17 protein-coding genes are annotated in these 20885 nt (G+C 66.9%); 12 read left to right on the forward strand and 5 right to left on the reverse strand.

The features are described from left to right. Positions 1-66 precede the first annotated feature (66 nt). Positions 67-366 carry a hypothetical protein gene (locus tag OG326_RS37310; protein WP_327141813.1) on the reverse strand — a complete coding sequence of 100 codons (300 nt, stop codon included), beginning with the start codon at positions 364-366 and terminating at the stop codon, positions 67-69. A 162-nt stretch (positions 367-528) separates the two neighbouring features. Here OG326_RS37310 and aroA point away from each other — a divergent pair, with 162 nt between their 5' ends. From aroA to OG326_RS37335, 5 genes are all read left to right on the forward strand, one after another. Next, positions 529-1812, forward strand: coding sequence for a 3-phosphoshikimate 1-carboxyvinyltransferase (aroA, locus tag OG326_RS37315; protein ID WP_327141814.1), 1284 nt, complete (start codon positions 529-531; stop codon positions 1810-1812). Next, complete coding sequence (rsgA, locus tag OG326_RS37320) at positions 1773-2822, forward strand: ribosome small subunit-dependent GTPase A (protein ID WP_327141815.1); 1050 nt, start codon at positions 1773-1775, stop codon at positions 2820-2822. The genes aroA and rsgA overlap by 40 nt, the downstream gene beginning before the upstream one ends. Before the next feature lie 81 nt (positions 2823-2903). Then, complete coding sequence (locus OG326_RS37325; protein WP_327141816.1) at positions 2904-3365, forward strand: YbaB/EbfC family nucleoid-associated protein; 462 nt, start codon at positions 2904-2906, stop codon at positions 3363-3365. 2 nt (positions 3366-3367) lie between these two features. Beyond that, complete coding sequence (locus OG326_RS37330; protein WP_327141817.1) at positions 3368-3901, forward strand: nitroreductase family deazaflavin-dependent oxidoreductase; 534 nt, start codon at positions 3368-3370, stop codon at positions 3899-3901. 57 nt (positions 3902-3958) lie between these two features. Further along, the gene (locus OG326_RS37335) at positions 3959-4276 is read left to right on the forward strand and encodes a hypothetical protein (RefSeq protein ID WP_327141818.1); all 318 of its coding nucleotides are present in this window, start codon (positions 3959-3961) and stop codon (positions 4274-4276) included. A gap of 4 nt (positions 4277-4280) precedes the next feature. Here OG326_RS37335 and OG326_RS37340 read toward each other — a convergent pair whose 3' ends face one another. Next, a complete protein-coding gene (locus OG326_RS37340) occupies positions 4281-6935 on the reverse strand; it encodes a helix-turn-helix transcriptional regulator (RefSeq protein ID WP_327141819.1) in 2655 nt (884 codons plus the stop codon). Positions 6936-7400: 465 nt separating this feature from the next. Here OG326_RS37340 and OG326_RS37345 point away from each other — a divergent pair, with 465 nt between their 5' ends. Beyond that, positions 7401-7625, forward strand: a complete 225-nt coding sequence (locus OG326_RS37345) for a hypothetical protein (protein WP_327141820.1) — start codon at positions 7401-7403, stop codon at positions 7623-7625. Between the two features lie 222 nt (positions 7626-7847). Here OG326_RS37345 and secA read toward each other — a convergent pair whose 3' ends face one another. Then, a complete protein-coding gene (gene secA / locus OG326_RS37350) occupies positions 7848-10673 on the reverse strand; it encodes a preprotein translocase subunit SecA (RefSeq protein WP_327141821.1) in 2826 nt (941 codons plus the stop codon). A 434-nt stretch (positions 10674-11107) separates the two neighbouring features. Between secA and OG326_RS37355 the strand changes: the two genes are divergently transcribed. The 6 genes from OG326_RS37355 to bluB all read left to right on the forward strand — a co-directional run bounded on the left by OG326_RS37355 (position 11108) and on the right by bluB (position 18359). Further along, the gene (locus tag OG326_RS37355) at positions 11108-12523 is read left to right on the forward strand and encodes a WS/DGAT/MGAT family O-acyltransferase (RefSeq protein WP_327141822.1); all 1416 of its coding nucleotides are present in this window, start codon (positions 11108-11110) and stop codon (positions 12521-12523) included. 22 nt (positions 12524-12545) lie between these two features. Then, complete coding sequence (locus OG326_RS37360; RefSeq protein ID WP_442791084.1) at positions 12546-13094, forward strand: DUF6912 family protein; 549 nt, start codon at positions 12546-12548, stop codon at positions 13092-13094. A gap of 237 nt (positions 13095-13331) precedes the next feature. After that, positions 13332-14492, forward strand: coding sequence for a ferredoxin reductase (locus tag OG326_RS37365; protein WP_327141823.1), 1161 nt, complete (start codon positions 13332-13334; stop codon positions 14490-14492). A gap of 144 nt (positions 14493-14636) precedes the next feature. After that, on the forward strand, positions 14637-16046 hold the full coding sequence (locus OG326_RS37370) for a fatty acid desaturase family protein (protein ID WP_327141824.1): 1410 nt from the start codon (positions 14637-14639) through the stop codon (positions 16044-16046). Between the two features lie 95 nt (positions 16047-16141). Beyond that, the gene (locus tag OG326_RS37375; protein WP_327141825.1) at positions 16142-17389 is read left to right on the forward strand and encodes a fatty acid desaturase family protein; all 1248 of its coding nucleotides are present in this window, start codon (positions 16142-16144) and stop codon (positions 17387-17389) included. Positions 17390-17723: 334 nt separating this feature from the next. Further along, positions 17724-18359: a 5,6-dimethylbenzimidazole synthase gene (gene bluB / locus OG326_RS37380; RefSeq protein ID WP_327146701.1), complete on the forward strand. Its 636-nt coding sequence runs from the start codon at positions 17724-17726 to the stop codon at positions 18357-18359. Between the two features lie 79 nt (positions 18360-18438). On the opposite strand, the gene OG326_RS37385 is transcribed toward bluB, so the two are convergent. Together OG326_RS37385 and OG326_RS37390 are read right to left on the reverse strand one after the other, a co-directional pair. Then, positions 18439-19101 (reverse strand): hypothetical protein, encoded by a 663-nt coding sequence (locus OG326_RS37385; protein ID WP_327141826.1) that lies wholly within the window; start codon positions 19099-19101, stop codon positions 18439-18441. Between the two features lie 205 nt (positions 19102-19306). Next, a complete protein-coding gene (locus OG326_RS37390; RefSeq protein WP_327141827.1) occupies positions 19307-20827 on the reverse strand; it encodes an MFS transporter in 1521 nt (506 codons plus the stop codon). Positions 20828-20885: the final 58 nt, after the last annotated feature.

The raw sequence follows: 20885 nt of genomic DNA on the forward strand, positions 1-20885 counted from the left end.
GTGCGGCTTCGCGCTCGAAACGGCTTTCGATGCCGGTTTCCCTTGGGGGAACCGGCATTCGGCGTTTCAGGGAGTCGGCGGCAGGGCCGGGGGGACGAAGAATTCTTCGAGGGGCGTGGGGCCGGTGTAGCGGCGGCAGTTGCAGCTCGCCCACTCCTTGAGGCCGTGGCCGTTCTTGCGGAAGGTTTCGCCGTGGCAGCGGCTGCTCTCGCGCTCGTGCACGGCGAGGTCGTGGCCGCAGCCGCAGAGGGCGGTGGCCGGTGCGAGTTGCCCGGGCTGCTTACCGGAGCGGGAACCGAAGCGGCCGAGCACCCAGCCACCGCCGACCAGTGCGGCGCCGAGCGTGAGGCTGAAGGGATCGATCACCCCGCCAGTATACGTACCCATATACGTATATGGCTAGTCTGACGGGCAATCCAGGGCCCGGAACCACCGGTACGGCGGGAAAATCGCGGAATTCCCGTGCCCGCACCGGACGAAAGGGGCGGGGAGCCCCGCAGGACGTCGATCGTTTGGGAAGATGGACCTGTGACTTTCTGGCCCGCGCCCCATGTCCGAACTCCCGTGCACGCGACCGTGACCCTGCCCGGGTCCAAATCCATTACCAACCGGGCGCTGATCCTCGCCGCACTGGCGGATCGGCCGTCCACCCTCACCGGTGCGCTGCGCAGCCGCGACACCAACCTCATGATCGACGCGCTGCGGGCCATGGGCGTGGGCATCGAGGGTGATGCCGACACCCTCACCGTCACCCCGCCCGACGAGTTCACCAGCGCCATGGTGGATTGCGGGCTCGCGGGCACCATCATGCGATTCCTGCCGTCCGTCGCCGCCCTGGCCACCGGCGATGTCGCCTTCGACGGCGACGAGCAGGCGCGGGTGCGGCCGCTGAACACCATTCTGGACGCACTGCGCAGCCTCGGCGTCGATATCGACGGCGACGCACTGCCTTTCGTGGTGCACGGGACGGGCGCACTGCGCGGCGGGCCGGTCACCATCGACGCCTCCGGATCGTCACAGTTCGTGTCCGGGCTGCTGCTGTCGGCGGCGCGGTTCGAACAGGGCGTCACCGTGAATCACGATGGGGCGCGGCTGCCTTCGATGCCGCATATCGAGATGACCGTGCAGATGCTGCGCCAGGCCGATGTGCAGGTGGAGGCCCCCTCCGATCCCCGCAAGGCGCAGACCTGGACGGTATCGCCCGGGCCGATCCGCGCCGTGGACTGGGAGGTGGAGCCGGATCTGTCCAATGCCACCCCGTTCCTGGCGGCGGCGGCCGTCACCGGCGGCACGGTGACCATTCCGCACTGGCCGCGCTACACCACGCAGCCGGGCGATGTGATCCGCGAGATCCTGGTGCGCATGGGCGCGGAATGCCGCAGCTTCGAGAATGTGCTCACCGTGCACGGGCCGCAGCGCCTGGCCGGCATCGATATCGACCTGCACGATGTGGGCGAACTGACCCCGACCGTCGCAGCCCTTGCGGCCCTTGCGGATTCGCCGTCCCGCCTGCGCGGGATCGCGCACCTGCGCGGGCACGAGACCGATCGGCTCGCGGCGCTGGCCGCCGAGATCAACCGGCTCGGCGGCAATGTCACCGAGACCGAGGACGGGCTGATCATCACGCCGGCGCCGCTGTCGGGCGGGCAGTGGCACTCCTACGCCGATCACCGCATGGCCACCGCCGGAGCGATTATCGGTCTCGTGGTGCCGGGCGTGGAGATCGAGGACATCGGCACCACCGCCAAGACGCTCCCGAATTTCGTTGGGCTGTGGGAGAACATGCTCAGCGAATCGGAGGCAGGGAACTGAAGCGCCGCGAGTACGACGAGTCCGACGTCCGGATCCGTCCGGGCAAGACCTCGCGTCCCCGCACCAAAACCCGTCCGCAGCATCTGGATGCGGAAGCCGCCATGGTCGTCTCGGTCGACCGGGGCCGGTGGGGTTGTGTTCTCGACGACGATCCGGAACACCGGATCGTCGCCATGCGCGCCCGCGAATTGGGCCGCACCCCGATCGTGGTCGGCGATCAGGTGGATCTGGTCGGCGATCTGTCCGGGAAGCCGGACAGCCTGGCGCGCATCGTCCGGGTCGCGGAACGGCGAACTGTCCTGCGCCGCACCGCCGATGACACCGATCCGTTCGAACGCATTGTCGTCGCCAATGCCGGGCAGCTGTTCATCGTGGTCGCCCTGGCGGATCCGCCGCCGCGCACCGGTTTCGTGGAGCGCGCCATGGTGGCCGCGTATGTCGGTGGGCTGCAACCGATTCTGTGCCTGACCAAACATGATCTCGCCGCGGAATCCGAATTCGCCGCCACCTTCGAGGATTTGGACCTCACCATTGTGTACGGCGGGGTCGACGATCCGCTCGAACCGGTGCTGGAGCTGTTGAACGGCCGCCTCACCGCGCTCATCGGGCACTCCGGTGTCGGCAAGTCGACTTTGGTGAATCGCCTTGTCCCCGATGCCGATCGGGCCGTCGGCGTGGTCTCCGGGGTGGGCAAGGGGCGGCACACCTCCACCCAGTCCGTGGCCCTGCCCCTGGTGGAGGGCGGCTGGGTCGTGGACACCCCCGGTGTCCGCTCCTTCGGGCTGGCGCACATCACGCCCGACGATGTCATCGGCGCCTTCTCCGATCTCGCCGACGCCATCGAGGACTGCCCGCGCGGCTGCACGCATCTCGGCCCGCCCGCCGATCCCGAATGCGCCCTCGACAATCTGCCGGGTAAGCAGGCGCGGGTGGCGGCCATCCGACTACTGCTCAATGCGCTCAATACCAACGACCCCTGGTTCAAAGGCGGCCAGACCACCACCATCTGAGTTCGGCCGCAGCCAGCATCTCTCGTAGCCCACTGAAATCTCTCGCAGCCCACTGAAATTCCCCACCCCCTAGGGAGTTCCATGATCTCGAGCAATGCCGATACCGCACTGACAGAACTGATGCTGCACGCCGCCCACATCGGGCAGCAGGTGACCCGCATCAGAGGGCAGGGCGCAGCCGCACAGGGGCAGGTGCGCGCCGAGGTCGATGTCGACGGCACACTCACCGGGCTGTCCATCGACGATTCGCTGCAGGGCACGGCGATGCGGGATCTCGCGCGCCTGGTGGTGCAGGCGCAGCAGGCCGCGTGCGCCCAGGCCGGCCAGAGCGCCGCCGCGCTGCGGCGCACATTCACCGACAATCCGTATGCCGCTGCGCTGCTGCACCAGAGCGCGGCTGCGGGAATGCGCGCCGAGCAGTCGAAAACTCCACGCGCACAACGTCCTTACGCGGCCGAGCCCTACGACGAACCGCTGCCACCGGGCACGGTCGGTCCCAGCGACTGGCTGGACGACTGGGATCTCCCGCAGCGGGCCTGGTGATCATGCGACTACGTCGAAAGTCACGGCCCGTCCGGCGGGGCGGGGAGCATGCGCGCTGGAATCCGCTGCCCGCGCTCGGGCGGGCCATTGCCGCACGCCCGATCGTCATGCGCATGTCACCGGCGATCCTCGCGCTCGACCGGACCGTCCGGCGAATCACCCGCGGGCGCAAGGGCGTTCTCGATCTGGCCGGGCTGCCCTCCCTGGAGCTGACCGTCCTCGGCCGCCGCACCGGACTGCCGCGCACCGTATCCCTGCTCTACGTCCCCGATCCGGACAACCGGAAAGTGTTCCTGCTCATCGGTTCCAATTGGGGACGCCCGGAACACCCCGCCTGGTCGGCCAATCTGAAGGCCGCCGACCAGGCCGAATTACACGTCGACGGTGAGCGATTCACCGTCGGGGTCCGCTGGCTCACCGGCGCCGACCGCGATCACGCCTGGCAGCACGCGATCACGTTCTGGCGCGGCTACGCCATGGAGCAGCGCCTGGCCGGGGATCGGACGTTCCGGCTGTTCGAACTGACCAGAGTCTGAGCGGCGTCCCGGCCGCACGGGGTGCGGGGGTTCCCGGGCGTGGTTTAGCCTGCCGAGGTGGAAGACCATGAGCGGGGCGAGTACTCGCCGCTCCTCGATGAGGATTTGGGGCCGGGTGCGCCGGTGACACCCGAGGTGCGAATCGGGCGCAATGACGACAGCCGCGAGTTGCCCGGATGCGTGCGCTGCGGGAGGCCCGCCGCCCTGTATCTGCGCGCGGTGTGGCTTTCGGCGCGCGCCGTGCTCGGTGGCGATATCGATGTCGACAAGCTCATTCGAGTGGACGCGTGCGGAAGTTGCGCCGGCAGTGTGGCGGGGATGATTCTCGTCAACTCGGATCCGCGCTACTGGGGCGAATCGATGCGGCTGGACTGACGGCTCAGTGCTGCCGGCTGATCCGCAGGCCGTTGTCGAAGTCGATATCGGCGAGTTCGGCTCTGCCGCCGAGGCCGAGCTTGCCGAAGGTCCGCGACAGATGATGACCGACGGTGCGCGGGCTGACGAACAGTTCGACACCGATCTCACGATTGGTCAGACCCTGCGCGGCCAGGCGGGCGACGCGCAACTCCTGCGCGGTCAGCACCGAACCGGGACCCGTCCCGAGCGCGGGTGTGGGCGCGCGGCCGGTGAGATCCAGCTCCTGCTGCGCGCTCACGATCCACGGCACCGCGCCCATGCGCTCGAAAGACTCCAGGGCGGTGCGCAATTGCTCGGCGGCATCACCGCGGCGGCGGGCCCGGCGCAACCACTTGCCGTAGAGCAGCCGGGTGCGGGCGTGGTTCAGATCGTGCCGGGTGCGGCGCACCGCCAGCGCGCGGCGGAAGTAGTGGTCGGCCCGCTCGTCCTCGCTCAGCAGCGCCCGGCAGGTGTAGGCCGCGGCCATCGCCCAGTCCGCCCGGGAACGCATCGCCCAGGCGCGGATCGTCTCGTAGTACTCCGCCGCTTCGCCGACCCGGCCGATCCGGCAGGCGGCCTCGACCATATCGGGGGCCGCGAGCCGGGCGTAGGTCGGATGCCGGGCATCGTGCCCGGGCTGCGCCAGCGCCCGCAGCCGCAGATACGCCGTCTCCGGATCACCATTGCTCAAGGCATCGAAGCCGAGATGCCAGTAGGACGAGGCGATGAGCGCATGCGCCCGATGCGGGCGCGCCAGCGCCAGCGCGCGCTCGATGCTGTCACCGACAATGTCGGAATCACCGCGCAGCGCAGCGATTTTCGCATTGAGGTTCCAGCAGTGCGCGAGCACATTGTCGGTCCCGACCGATCGGGCCAATTCGAACGCGTCCGCCAGCGTCGCCTCCGCGGCCGGTAGGCGGCCGTTCGCGAACTGCACGATCGCCAGCTGCGGCAGCATGAAGACCGCGGCCGCGCGGGCGCCGGCATCCCGCAATTGTGTTGTCGCCCGGGTGAAGGGCTCGAGCGCCCGATCCGCCAGCCCCCAGAGCAGAACCAGTGGGGCGGGCGGCAACTGGCAGATGCTCAGCGCCGGACCGGGCCCGAAATCGGCCGTATCGAAATGCATCGGCATCGATACGGCGTCCTCGTGACCGGCGGCCCAGCGCGCCTGCGCGGCCAGCGCCCGCAGTTCACCGGCGGTCCGGACATCGACCACATCGGCATCGTGCAGCAGCATGGCATTGGCTCGTTCCGGTTCACCCGCAACAAATTCCAGGAGTCCGGCCAATCCGCCGCCGGCGACGGCGGCCCGCTCGGTGCCGATCCGCTCCACGGCCCGATCCAGGAGCCGGCGCGCGGACTCGATATCCCCGCCCGCCCACGCCAGCCGGGCGGCGGCCGCCATGCGCGCACCCGCGTCGACGGGATCGGGGGTGATCGCGGCGGCCCGGCGCAGCATGGCGGCGGCCGCCAGCGATCCGTCGCGGGTGCGCTCGGCGCGGGCGGTCAGGGTCGCCGCCAGCTGTTCGTCGGCCGGATCCGTCGCGGCCGCCTGATGCCAGGCGCGCTGATCGAGATCCTCGGGTCCGGTCAGCACCGCCGCGAGCGCCAGATGCACCGACCGGCGCTGCGCCGGGGTCGCGGCGTCGTACACGGCCATGCACAGCAGGCGATTACGCATATCGACCCGGCCGTCGCCGACCACCAGCACCCCGGCCGATTCCACCTGCTCCCAGGCGCTCACCAGGTGCGCACCGCCGAGGTGGGCACCGCCCGTATGCCAGAGGGTGGCCGCCGCGGCCAGCACCACGCGCAGCACACCGCGGTCCTCGGCCGCCACCAGCCGCAGCAGCGTCCGCACCGCATCGGGCAGTGCGGCGATCCGATCCTGATAGGCGGCGGCCAATCGCGGGCCCAGCGTCACGGGCCCGGCCGCGATACCGGCGAATTCCTCTGCCTGGACCGGCAATTCACGCAGGGCCAGCGGATTGCCGCCCGCCACCCGCAGCACCCGCGCCGTCCGCAACGCCCCGAGCACACCCCAGCGCTGTTCGAGCAGCCGGCGGGCGGCGGCATCGGACAATCCGCCGATCGGCAGGGCGGGCAGCCGGTCCCAGCCGGTCCGCGCGGGATCACCGGACAGGGCGCACAGCAGCACCACCGGCGAGGTGATCAGCCGGCGCATCGCGAACTGCAGGGCCCGGGTGGTCGCGGCATCCACCAGATGCGCGTCACCGACAACGAGCAGGACCGGCTGTTCCCCGGCGAGAGCCGAGAAGAGCGTGACCAGTGCGGCGCCGATGAGGAATCCGTCGACGGGATCGCTACGGCTTTCGAACGCCTGCGCCAGCGCCTCGGCCTGCGGTGCGGGCAGTGCGGTCAGGCGATCGGCCAGCGGCAGCAGCAGCTCGTGCAGTGCCGCGAAATTCAGCTCCGATTCGGCGGGGTCGCCCTCACATCCGTGTACACGGAAATCCGTTGCCTTGGCGATGGTGTCGCGCAGTAGCGCCGATTTACCCGCACCCGGTTCCCCGTGCAACACAATGGCCGAACCGCGACCGGAGCGAGCCATAGCGAGCATTCGGCCCAATTGGACCTGTTCTTGTTCTCGCCCGTAGAGCCCCTCGATCTCGCGCACAATGCACATTACATCAGCTAACAGGCCGCAACCAAATCAAGAATCCGGCCGTGCCGAATATCACCGGGCAATCACACATCAATAACAGACCGAGCGGGAAAGCCTGACCGATACGGTGACCGATTCAACGGCCGATGCCACCTACGCCCGTGCTGACTAGCATCCCCACCAGCAGTAAGAGCGGCCGAGTCGGGGCGGCTCCTACAGGAGGGCCAGTAGTCACGCGCGGGAGCAGGGGAACCCCCATCACTCGCCGATAGTCCATCGGCATCATCACGAATATGCCCGCAAGCGGAGTCACGCGCATCTATTGCGCGGGGCGAATTTATGCTGCGCACAATTCGAATTATAAAAACTCAGCAAATCACTGGAACGCGAATTGATTTGCCGTCTCAGAACGTCACGTGATAAGTATTCCGAGTCAGCGAATTTCACCGCTGACTTGTTTCATCACAAGGAGAATCAATGCGCAAGATGCGTGTGCTGGGTGTCGCCGTTGCCGCCACCGGTCTGCTGTTCGCCGGTACCGGTATCGCGATGGCCGATACCACCACCCCGCCGGCCACCACCGACCCGGCGACCCCGACCTCGCCGACCGGTTCGGCCTCCGGCTCCGCCAACCTGGTCACCGGCCTGGTGAAGCTGCTGACCAGCGGCAGCGGCACCACCACCCCGCCGGCCGCCCAGTAGGCAACGCTCGCTTCGGTCCTGCGGGGCGGACAGCTCGGGAAGATGCCAGGAAGGGGTTGGCATCTTTTCAGCCATGGGAACCGAAGCGCCCCCGGTGATTTCGCCGGGCGGTGAATGACAGCGGTCCAACTCGGACTGTGCAGGGCTTCCAGCTGGCGCTGGGGAAAACGAAGACGCCCCGGGTGATATCACCCGGGGCGTCTTCTGCTGTCTCAGGCCGGATCAGCGGCGGCGCTTGGACTTCGGCGCCTTGTCCTGCTTGGACTGGCCGCGAGCGGCCTCACGACGCTCGCGGCGGGTGCCGGAATCGCCGTTGCCGTACTCGTCCTCATCGCTGTGGGCGACCGCGCGGCCGTCCTCATCCGGACCCGAGTAGCTCAGCGCGCGGGGCGCCGAATCGCCGATGCCCTTGGCGCGCAACGCCGCCGGTGCGCCATTGGCGGCCGGGGCGGCCTCCTCGGTGGGCAGCGGGCGATTGCCGACGGGCGACTGCAGACCGGCTCCGACCGACACGCCGGCGGGCTGCGGCTGCTGCACCTCGACCTGCAGGTTGAACAGGAAGCCGACCGACTCCTCCTTCAGGCCCTCCAGCATGGCGGCGAACATGTCGAAGCCCTCACGCTGGTACTCGACCAGCGGGTCGCGCTGGGCCATGGCACGCAGGCCGATGCCCTCCTTGAGGTAATCCATCTCGTAGAGGTGCTCACGCCACTTGCGGTCCAGCACCGACAGCAGGATCTGGCGTTCCAGATTGCGCATGCTGCCTTCGCCCGCGAGCGAATCGATCTCGTTCTCGCGGTTCTCGTAGGAGCTGTGCGCATCCTCCAGGACGGCCTCGAGCAGATCCTCGCGGGAGAGCTCGCCGACGTCGCCGCCCGCGGTCTCGCCGGTCAGTTCCTTGTAATCGATGCCGATGGGGTACAGCGTCTTCAACGCGGACCACAGCTTGGCGAGATCCCAGTCCTCCACATAGCCCTCGGCGGTGGCGCCGTTGACGTAGGCGGTGATCACATCGGTGATCATCTCCTGGACCTGACCCTCCATATCCTCACCGTTGAGGATGCGGGCACGCTCGGCATAGATCACCGTGCGCTGCTGGTTCATGACCTCGTCGTACTTGAGGACGTTCTTGCGGATCTCGAAGTTCTGCTGCTCGACCTGGGTCTGCGCGGACTTGATCGCACGCGAGACCATCTTGGCCTCGATCGGCACATCGTCGGGCAGGTTCAGGCGGGTCATGATCGACTCGAGGGCCGCGCCGTTGAAGCGCCGCATGAGCTCATCGCCCAGCGACAGGTAGAAGCGGGACTCGCCCGGGTCGCCCTGACGGCCGGAACGACCGCGCAGCTGATTGTCGATACGCCGCGACTCGTGCCGCTCGGTGCCCAGCACGTACAGGCCGCCGGCCTCGATCACCGTCTCGGCGTCTTCCGCGGTCTGCTCCTTGACACGCTCGAGCGCGGGCAGCCAGGCCGCCTCGTACTCCTCGGGAGTCTCGACCGGGTCCAGGCCCTGACGGCGCAGCAGGATGTCGGCGATGATGTCGGCATTGCCGCCGAGCACGATATCGGTACCACGACCGGCCATATTGGTAGCGACGGTGACCGCGCCGGGCCGACCGGCCTCGGCGATGATCTGCGCTTCCTGCTCGTGGAACTTGGCGTTCAGCACCGAATGCGGGATACCGCGCTTGGTGAGCTGCTTGGACAGATACTCCGAGCGCTCGACCGAGGTGGTGCCGATCAGTACCGGCTGGCCCTTCTCGTGCCGCTCGGAGATATCGTCGGCGACCGCGGAGTACTTGGCCTCTTCGGTCTTGTAGATGAGGTCGGACTGGTCGACGCGGACCATTTCCCGGTTGGTCGGGATCGGCACCACGCCCAGGCCGTAGGTCTGGTGCAGCTCGGCCGCCTCGGTCTCGGCGGTACCGGTCATACCGGACAGCTTGTCGTAGAGGCGGAAGTAGTTCTGCAGCGTGATGGTCGCCAGCGTCTGGTTCTCCGGCTGGATCTCCACGCCCTCTTTGGCCTCGATGGCCTGGTGCATGCCCTCGTTGTAGCGGCGCCCCACCAGGATTCGGCCGGTGAACTCGTCGACGATGATGACCTCACCGTCGCGGACGATGTAGTCCTTGTCCTTGTTGTACAACTCCTTGGCCTTGATGGAGTTGTTCAGGTAACTGACCAGGGGCGAGTTCGCGGCCTCGTACAGGTTGTCGATGCCGAGCTGATCCTCGACGAATTCGACGCCCGCCTCGTGCACGCCGATGGTGCGCTTCTTGATATCGACCTCGTAGTGCAGGTCCTTCTTCAGCAGCGGGGAGATGCGCGCGAACTCCGCGTACCACTTCGAGGAGGCGTCCGCCGGGCCCGAGATGATGAGCGGCGTCCGCGCCTCGTCGATGAGGATCGAGTCGACCTCGTCGACGATGGCGAAGCTGTGCCCGCGCTGCACCAGATCGTCCAGCGAATGGGTCATATTGTCGCGCAGGTAGTCGAAGCCGAACTCGTTGTTCGTGCCGTAGGTGATATCCGCGTGGTAGGCCACCTTGCGCTGGGCCGGGGTCATACCGCCGAGGATCACGTCGACCTCGAGGCCGAGGAAGCGGTGCACCCGGCCCATCCACTCGGAGTCGCGCTTGGCGAGGTAGTCGTTGACGGTGACCACGTGCACGCCGTCGCCGCCGATGGCATTGAGGTAGGCGGGCAGCACACAGGTCAGGGTCTTGCCCTCACCGGTCTTCATCTCGGACACATTGCCGATGTGCAGGGCGGCGCCACCCATGATCTGCACCTTGTAGTGCTTCTGGTTGAGCACTCGCCAGGACGCTTCCCGGGCGGTCGCGAAGGCCTCGAGGAGCAGCTCGTCGAGGGATTCCCCGTCGGCGTAGCGCTCCCGCAATTCAGCGGTCTTGGCTTGCAACTCGGAGTCGGACAGCGCCGTGAACTCCTCGTCCAGGGCGATGACTTCATCCGCCAGGTTCGCAAGGCGCTTGACCGTGCGACCTTCACCAATCCGTAGCAACCTCGAAAGCGACAGCGCAGGCACGGGTCTTTTCAGTCCTCTGGTCGGTGGTCTTCGGTACGCCCCCCTAGGCGGGAAAGCAGTGCGCGTAGGACGCGCGCACTGCCATGGTAATGCGCGTATCTGAGGAGGGGCCGTGTGGACGTGTCCCAAACTGCCGGGGCCACCGGGCCGCCAGAGCGATGTGAAGGCAGATAAACACCGATTGCTTTGTCGCGGAACTTGTTTCGGGGGGCTGGCGTACGATGTACGAAGGTCTGGGGTGCGGAGGCTTGCGCCCACATCCCAGCCGGGGGCCGTCGACGACGACGCGAGCACACGGGCAGTGGCGCCCGGATCGTTCCCCCAGGTCATCGGATTGCGATAGCTTGCCACTCAACCGGCGCGCGCCGCCGATGTCTCGGCGGGGGGACACCATTGCGGACGCAGGCAGGGATTCTCAGGGAGTAGCGGGCAGCGTGATCACGAGACTGACGCCGCAGGACACAGCGTTCTACCGGCTCGAATCGAGCAGCAACCCGATGCATATCGGTTCCCTCGCCATTCTGCGCAATTCGGTTCCATCCGGAAATTCCGGCCATCCGCCGCTCGATTACGACGGTCTGGTGTCACTGGTGGAATCGCGATTGCCGATGGTGCCGCTCTATCGGCGCAAAGTACGCGAAATCCCGTTCACGCTGGGCCGCCCGGTGTGGGTGGACGATGCGCATTTCGACATCACCTATCACGTCCGCCGGTCCGCGCTGCCGGAACCGGGCACCGACGAACAGCTGCTCGACCTGGTCGCGCGGCTGGCCTCGCGCCCGCTCGACCCCACCCGGCCGCTCTGGGAGATGTACCTCGTCGAGGGTCTCTCGCAGGGCCGTTCGGCGCTGTTCACCAAAACGCATTCGGCGCTGGTGGACGGTGATTCCGCCCTGGAAATCGGACATGTGATCCTGGACACCTCCGCCGCGCCCCGCGAGGTCGCCGACGACGCCTGGATCGCGCATCGCGAACCCGCCGATCTGGAACTGTTCATCGGCGCGGTGCTGCATCTGGCCACCCAGCCGCGCGAGGCCCTCGAGGTCATGCGCCATCACGGCGCCGAGGCGTTCGCGGTGGTCGACGCCACCGGCAAGGCCGTGCAGAAGATGGTGTCCATGCTGCGGACGGCGGCGCTGGGCGCACCGGACAGCCCGTTGAACACCCGCACCTCCCGCAATCGCCGGGTGGAGGTGGTGCGCACCGATCTGGAGGACTACCGCAAGATCCGCAAGCGGTTCGACTGCTCCACCAATGACGTCATCCTCGCCGTGGTCACCGGCGCGCTGCGCAATTGGCTGCTCTCGCGCGGCCAGGTGCTCACCGAGGCCGATGCGCTGCGGGCGGTCGTGCCCATGTCGGTGTACGCCGACGGGGCGGCGGCGAAACCGGCGGGCGAGGTGACCTCACTACTGGTGGATCTGCCGGTGGGCGAACCGAATCCGGTGATCAGGCTCTCGCACATCAAGCACGCCACCGAGGCGCACTCCCGGCATCAGCTGGGCGTGCAGGCCCGGACGCTCGTGCATATGGCCGGTTTCGCTCCGGCGAGCCTGCATGCCATGAGCGTGCGGTCGGCGAGTACTTTTGCAGAGCACACGTTCAATCTGGTGATCACCAACGCGCCGGGTCCGCAGCAGCCCATGTACATCGGCGGCGCGCGGATGCTGGAGATGTACCCGGTGTCGCCACTGCTGCGCTTTCAGGCTTTGAGTATCGGGCTCACCTCCTATGACGGGCGGGTCTTCTACGGACTCACCGCCGACCGCGACGCAATGGCCGATATCGCGGTGCTGACCGCTTCGGTGCACGAGTCGATGGAGGAGATGCTCGGTGCCTGCGTCCAGTGAGTCGTCCGGCGTGTCGAAGAAACTGCGGGTGTATGTCCCGGCCACCGTGCCGATGCTGCGCGACCTGGTCGCGGACCGGGAGATCCGGGTCATCAACGACACCGCCTTCGCGGTGACTCCGGCGCTGCGCGAGGCGTACGCCTCCGGCGACGACGACGAACTGGCCGAGGTCGCCATGGGCGAAGCCGCCCGCGCCTCGCTGCGACTACTGGCCGAGGATCAGGCCGCGGCCGACAATGACGGCGATTCGGCCGACGATTCCGATGCGGCGCCCGCGCGCGGTCCCATCTTCCGGCGCGCGGTCATCGCCGCCGATGTGGACGATGCCACGCTGCGGCCCGATCTGGACGATGCCGTGGTGCGGCTGTCGAGTGCCATCCCCTACGACCGCATCGCCTCGGTGCACGTGGATCTGGCCGAGGCCGAACCCGAGGTCGCCAAGGCCGTGGATGTCATCGACGCCGCCGATATGGGCGATCCGGATGCCGAATTCGTGCTCGGCGATGCCGAGGACCACCAGTTGGCGTGGTACGCGGCCCAGGAACTGCCGTTCCTGCTCGACCTGCTGTAACCCGCCGGAGCTCCCCGCCGAAAACATGCTCTGATGACGGATTGTTGTCGCCGACGGCACCGTAACCTACGATGCCGTAACCTTGCTGTGACACCGTGCGGCGAGCAACTACGGCAAGCCGCACGACGCGAGCACCCGGGCAGCGACGACGCTGTGCCACGGAGCCTGTGACCCACTGACGGGTCGCGCATGAAGACACTGCGCCACGAGCGCACGACGAACAGGAACGTCCGGAAAATGGCATCGAAGACTGGGGGATTCTCCGTGCGGGGACTCCGGGAATGGCTGGAGGCGCCCGTCGCCGAAGGCGCGACCGCGGGACGCACCAAGCTGAACGCCCTGCGCGGCGCGGCGGCGCGGATCACCACTCCCCTGCTGCCGGACGATTATCTGCACCTGGTGAATCCGCTGTGGTCGGCGCGCGAACTGCGCGGCCGGATCGTGGCGGTGCGCAAGGAGACCTCGGATTCGGTCACGCTGGTGATCAAGCCGGGCTGGGGTTTCGACTTCAAATTCTCCCCGGGGCAGTACATCGGCATCGGCGTACTGGTCGAGGGTCGCTGGCACTGGCGGTCGTATTCGCTGACCTGCCCGCCGGATTGGACCGATCCCGAACACAAGGCCAAGCGGCTCATCTCCATTGCGGTGAAGGCCATGCCGGAGGGTTTCCTCTCCAGCCATCTGGTCAACGGCGTCGCGGTGGGCAGTGTGGTGCGCCTGGCCGCACCGCAGGGCGGCTTCGTGCTCCCCGAGCCGCCGCCGGCGAAGGTGCTGTTCCTGACCGCGGGCTCGGGCATCACTCCGGTGATGGCCATGCTGCGCACGATGGACCGGCGCGGTGTGGTGCCGGATGTGGTGCATGTGCACTCCTCGCGCACCGCCGACGATGTCATGTTCGGCAATGAACTGCGCGAATTGCACGACAAGCACCCGAGTTTCACCGCGGACCTGCACTTCACCGGCGAGCACGGCAAGTTCGCACTGGCCGAGCTGGACGAGCGGGTGCCGGACTGGCGCGAGCGCGATACCTGGGCCTGCGGCCCGATCGGCATGCTCGACGAGATCGAAAAGCATTGGGCGGCGGCCGGAATCCCGGATCAGCTGCATGTGGAGCGCTTCGAGATCGAGCGTTCGGCCACCGGCGAGGGCGGCACCGTCACCTTCGCGCGCGCGGGCCGCAGCCTCGAGGTCGACGGCGCCACCACGCTGTTGCAGGCCGGTGAAAGTGCGGGCGTGCAGATGCCTTTCGGCTGCCGAATGGGCATTTGCCAGACCTGTGTGGTCACCGTCACAGAGGGCCATGTACGCGATCTTCGCAACGGCAATGAGCGCCGTGCGGGCGACAAAGTGCAGACCTGTATCTCGGCGGCGGCGGGCGATTGCACGCTCGATGTATGAAGCGCGTATGAACAACGAATCGTGCGGCCCCCTGTTTCCGAAGAGCCGCTACCCTCGATAGCAGTCGAGCCTGACCGCGGCCCCGATCGGGGCCGCGAATCCGCCACTGTGGCGTGTGGGCGTTCAACCACGGAAGGATCGCCGGTGGCTATCACCGACATCAAGGCGTTCGCCCATCTCACCGAGGCGGATATCGAGACCCTGGGTCAGGAGCTCGACACCATTCGACGCGACGTGGAGCTTTCCCTCGGGGAACGCGACGCGAAGTACATCCGCCGCGTCATCCGCGCCCAGCGCGTGCTGGAGGCGGCGGGCCGCGCCACGCTGTTCGGCAGCCGCAATCGCTGGGCCTGGCTCGCGGGCACCGGCCTGCTCTCGGTCGCCAAGATCATCGAGAACATGGAGCTCGGGCACAACATCAGCCACGGGCAATGGGATTGGATGAACGATCCGGAGATCCACTCCACCAGTTGGGAGTGGGATATGACGGGTGCGTCGTCCCAGTGGAAGCGGGCGCACAACTACTCGCACCACACCTATACCAACATCCTCGATATGGACGAGGATCTGGGCTTCGGCATTCTGCGCATGACGCGCGACGAGGAATGGAAGCCCATCAATCTGGCGCAGCCGTTCGCGAATCTGGTGCTGGCGGCCCTGTTCGAGTGGGGCATCGCGCTGCACGATCTCGATGCCGCCAAGAGCCAGCTGGGAATTCCGAAGGACCAGTGGTTCTCCGCGCCGACCAAGGATTTCCTGCGCAAGGCGGGCAAGCAGGTCGTCAAGGATTTCGTGATCTATCCGGCGCTCACCGGTCCGGCGTGGAAGTCGACGCTGAAGGCGAATGCGTCGGCCAACCTGATTCGCAATCTGTGGGCGTACGCGGTGATCTTCTGCGGTCACTTCCCGGACGGCGCACAGAAATTCACCGAAGAGCAGTTCGAGAACGAGACGCAGGGCGAGTGGTACCTGCGGCAGATGCTGGGCAGCGCCAATTTCGAGGCGGGCCCGGCCATGGCGTTGATGAGCGGCAATCTCAGCTTCCAGATCGAGCATCATCTGTTCCCGGACATTCCGAGCAATCGGTACGCCCAGGTGTCGGTGAAGGTGAAGGAGCTGTGCGATAAGTACGATCTGCCGTACACCACCGGATCGATCGGTAAGCAATACCTGTTGGCGTTCCGCACGATTCACAAGCTGGCACTGCCGGATCAATTCCTGAAGCGCACCTCCGACGATGCGCCGGAGACCTCTTCCGAACGCAAGTTCGCGGGCGTCACCCTGCCCGCAATGCCGTCATTGCCCGCCGGCAGTGAATGGCTGGCCGAGCACAATTGGGCGGGTGTGGACCCGGTGACGGGTGAGCGGCGCGGGCTGCGTTCGGCGCTGCAGGAGGCAAAGGTGGCGCTCAAGGAGAAGGCGCTGCACGAGAAGGCCGTACTGCGCGAGGCCAAGGCGTCGCTCCAGGAAAAGGCAAGGCAGGAAAAGGATTTGCTGCAGACGAAGGCGGGCCGCGAGCGTCGGTTGTCGCGCATTCTGCGGCGTAATCGCTAGCAGATGCACATGTCGAACGCAATGCGGCGTTCGACACGTTACGGATTCAACTGTTGGAAACCTACGGAGCCGTAACCTTCGGTACAGTAACCTGCATGGCGATCTCGGATGTCAAGGAATACGCACACCTCACCCCGGAGGATGTCGAGGCTATCGGCGCGGAGCTGGATGCCATCCGCCGCGAAATCGAATCTTCCCGGGGTGACAGCGATGCCCGCTACATCCGAAATGTGATTCGTTTACAGCGCGGCCTCGAAATCACCGGCCGCGGAGCGCTTTTCTTCAGTCTGTTCCCGCCCGCCTGGTTCGCGGGCGCGGCACTGCTCGGCACGGCCAAGATCATCGAGAATATGGAGATCGGCCACAACGTCATGCACGGGCAGTGGGACTGGATGAACGATCCGGAAATCCACTCCACCCAGTGGGAATGGGATAACGCGGGCCCGTCCGAGCACTGGAAGATCACGCACAACTTCCTGCACCACAAGTACACCAATGTGCTCGGTATGGATGACGATATCGGCTACGGCCTGCTGCGCGTCACCCGCGATCAGCGCTGGAGCCCGTTCTACCTCGGCCAGCCGCTGTACAACCTGCTGCTGCAGAGCTTCTTCGAATACGGCGTCGCCATCCAGCATTTGGAGCTCGGCAAGATCGCCAAGAAGAAGTGGGCCAAGGACAGCCCCGAATGGAAGCAGTTCGAGGCGGACCGCACGCTGGTGCTCAAGAAGATCGGCAAGCAGGCGGGCAAGGATTACCTGCTGTTCCCGCTGCTCACCGGTCCGGCCTTCTTCGGCACGCTGACCGCGAACCTGACCGCCAATGTGATCCGCAATGTGTGGACCAATGCGATCATCTTCTGCGGCCATTTCCCCGACGGCGCCGAGAAGTTCACCAAGGGCGATGTGCTCAATGAAACCCAGGGTGAGTGGTACCTGCGGCAGATGCTGGGCAGCGCCAATATCTCCGGCGGCAAGCTGCTGCACTTCATGAGCGGCAATCTCAGCCACCAGATCGAGCACCACCTGTTCCCGGATCTGCCGTCCAACCGGCTGAAGGACATCGCGGTGCGGGTGCGGGCCATGTGCGACAAGTACGACCTGCCGTACACCACCGGTTCGCTGCCGGTGCAGTACTTCAAGTCGTGGCGCACCATCATGAAGCTGTCGCTGCCCAATAAGTACCTGAGCCGCAGCACCGACGACGCTCCGGAAACCAAGTCCGAGAAGGCCTTCGGCGGCCAGGCCAGCATCGATCCGGCCACCGGCGCCCGCCGCGGTCTGCGCACCGCCCTCAAGGAGGGCCGTCGCCGCATCACCCGCCAGCCCGCCCTCGTCGGCTGAGCCACTGAACCACCCGAAGCGCCCCCGCTGAATTCAGCGGGGGCGCTTCGGCGTACCGGGCCGCATCGAATTTCGAATTCGGAGTCGCCCCGTCACCCCGGCATACTTCTGGCCGGGATCCACCGGAAACTGCTGGAGCGCACCCGGCATGGATCCCGGCCAGATGCGCGCCGGTATGACAGAGAGTGGCCGCGCTGGGATGACGGGGAGTGCGCTCGCCGGATGCCGGGAGTCAACACCGCCTCGATAGGGCGGGCTGCCAGGTAGGGCTGCGGCGGGGCCTGGTTCACTGGACGCCGTGTGTGCTGAAGGTCCGATCGCCCCTGATGAATGTCTGAGCGTCTACGACGCCATCCGCCTGCGCCGCGATGTGCGCGCGGAGTTCACCGGAGAGGTCGTGGACGACACCACGCTGTTGCGGATTCTCGACGCCGCGCATCGGGCGCCCAGCGTCGGCAATTCGATGCCGTGGGATTTCATCGTCATTCGTGATCCGGCCATGCTGTCGAAGTTCGCCGATCATGTCGCCGGCAAGCGCCGCGAATTCCAGGAGGCGCTGCCTTCGGACCGCTCCGAGACCTTCACTCCGATCAAGATCGAGGGCATTACCGAATCCGGCACCGGGATTGTGGTCACCCACAATCAGGCGCGCGGCGGCACCCATGTGCTGGGCCGTGCGACGGTTCCCGAAACCGGCATCTACTCCACCATTCTGGCGATACAGAACCTCTGGCTGGCCGCCACCGCCGAGGGCGTGGGCGTCGGCTGGGTGAGTTTCTACGACACCCCGGTTCTCGCCGATCTGCTCGATCTGCCCGACCACATCAAACCGGTCGCCTGGCTCTGTGTCGGCCCCGTCGACGAATTCCAGCAGATCCCCGATCTGGAACGCTTCGGCTGGCGCACCCGCCGCCCCCTCGAAGCCGCTGTCCACTGGGAGCGCTTCACCCCGGCCGAATCCGCCGAATAGCCTAAACCCCCGCGCCCGCACGGGCATTCGGGGGTTTCGAGTGCGAGGCCGCATGCTCGCCACACGCGGTGACCGAGAATCAGTGCGCGCCTGCGGCATAGGCCGAGCCCGCGCCCACCGCGGCGCCGATGCCCGCACCGATCGCCGCGCCACCCGCTGCGCCGATCGCGACCGGGATGGCTTCACCGGCGGCGAAACCGAGCGCGCCACCGGCGACCGTGCCGACGGGAACGCCCGCGGCTTCACCGAGGGCCGCACCGACTCCGGCGCCGACACCGACTCCTGCCGCGCCACCGACAATGGCTCCGGCGACGACGCCCGCGGGGCCCGTGGGGATGCCCGCGATGCCACCGGCGACCACGCCGGGGAGCGCTCCGGCAACACCACCGACGACGGTGCCCGCGGCCGGGCCGACAACGGCTCCGGCTGCGGCGCCCACGGGAGCGCCGATCGCGGCGCCGACCACACCGGCCGGGAGTCCGACGACGCCACCGGCGACGCCGCCCGCGACCGCACCGGCACCCGCGCCGATGAGCGCGCCGGTACCGGCGGCCGCGCCCATGCTGTTCAGGGTCTGGACCGGAATACCGGTGGTGGGATCACGCGGAATGTCGCTGATCGCGGCGGCGGGCTGCGGCTGGTCGGCGGTCGCGGCATTCGCGGTGCCGGCGCCCGCGAGGATCACGCCGGCGGCGACGGGAAGAGCGATGACACTGGTGTAGAGAGCCTTGCTGATACGCACGTCCATCAATCCTTCTGCATCCGAGGGTGGTCGTCGTCTTTGGAGGGTGACCACCTGGTCAATTGATCAGTTTCAACTCAGAAACTATTGAAATACCGCTTGACCAGCCATGATGTGGACCACAAAGCCTTCCGACTCACCGATTCGGATAATTGCGTCACGCAACACAATCCGCCCGGAAGTGATCCGGGGCATAACCGCCCGATCAGCGTGCGAGGACCGGTGCGGCAGACCGAGTAGCGGTCGGTTGGGCAACGAGTTCGGCGGCCGGGGTTTCGCGGAGGCGGCTGGTCAAAGCCAGGGCGAGCGCTGCCAGGACCGCAGCGGCGATGAAGACGATGTCGATGCCCGAGGTGAAGGCGTTCAGCGCCTGCTGGTGAGCCGCCGAGGTCAGGGTGCCGAGGGCCGACATGCTCACGCCGGGGTCATCGGCGGCGAAGCAGGTATTGAGCAGCGATCCGGCGGCGGCCGCACCGACCGCACCGCCGAGCGACTGGAAGAAGCGGATGCCGGTGGTGGCCACGCCGAGCTGGTGACGCGGGACGGCACTCTGCACGACGGTGATGAGCTTGCCCAGCAGCTGGCCGAATCCGAGCCCCAGTACCACCAGTTCGCCGCGAATAAGCCAGAGCGAGGTGTGGTCGCCGGTGGTCGCCAGCCCCGCCAAAGCGATTGTCAGGAAAGCGGTTCCGATGATCATCGAGGTGCGGGTGGCGAAACCGAGCTTGTCGCCGAGCAGACCGGACACCATCAGTCCAGCGGCCATGAAGGCCAGGTATACACCGGCATCGGTGGCGCTGATGCCCCGGGCGATCTGCAGATAGACCATCAGATTGATCATGGCGCCGGTCATGACGATGCCGATCAGGCCCTGAATGACGTAGCCGAGCCGCACGGCCCGCAGGCGGAACAGCGCCAGCGGCAGGATCGGGTGCGCCGCGGTGGCCTGCCGCCAGAGGAACAGGGCCAGGCACAGGACCGATGCCGCAAGCAGTTCGATGATCACCGGCGAGGTCCAGCTGTACTGCGTGCCACCCCATTCGCAGGCCATCAGCAGGGCGCCGGCGAATCCGGCGACCAGTGCTGCGCCGAGCAGATCGAGCGAGGTCTTGGCGGTGTGAACAGGAAGGCGCACAGCCCAGAGCAGACCGGCGACGATCGCCAGGCCGAGCGGCAGATTGATATAGAAGATCCAGCGCCAGTTGCCACTGTCGGCGAACAGCCCGCCCACCAGCGGCCCGATGGCCATACCGAATCCGGCCATCAGCCCGGCCATCGCGCCGGGGCCCTTGCCCTTGCCGCCGCCCATGACATGGAACATCAGCACCATGGTGACGCTCATCAGTCCGCCCGCGCCGACGCCCTGCAGCATCCGGAAGGCGATCAGTTCGGTCATGGTGGTGGCCGCGCCGCAGAGCGCGGAACCGGCCATGAAGACGGTGAGCGCGGCGATGAGCACCCGCTTCGGCCCGAACAGATCGCAGAGACGGCCGTAGAGCGGCAGCATCACCGTCGCGGCCAGGGTGAATCCGGCGACCAGCCAGGTCACCTGGTTGATGCCGTTGATCGGATCGAGGTCTCGGACGATCGGGACGATGGCCGCGGAGACGATATTTCCGTCCAGGATCGCCAGGATCATCGTCAGCAGGCAGAGGATCTTGGCGATGCCGGTCTGCAAGGGAGACATGGGCTTTGCCGTATCGGCAGGTGCGGTGTTCGTGCTCATGGCCAGAACGATAAGCCCGATTTGTTGACCGGGTCAATACTTTATCCAGGATCAATTT

Origin of the sequence: Nocardia sp. NBC_01327 (genome assembly GCF_035958815.1) — a bacterium.
Classification (GTDB): domain Bacteria; phylum Actinomycetota; class Actinomycetes; order Mycobacteriales; family Mycobacteriaceae; genus Nocardia.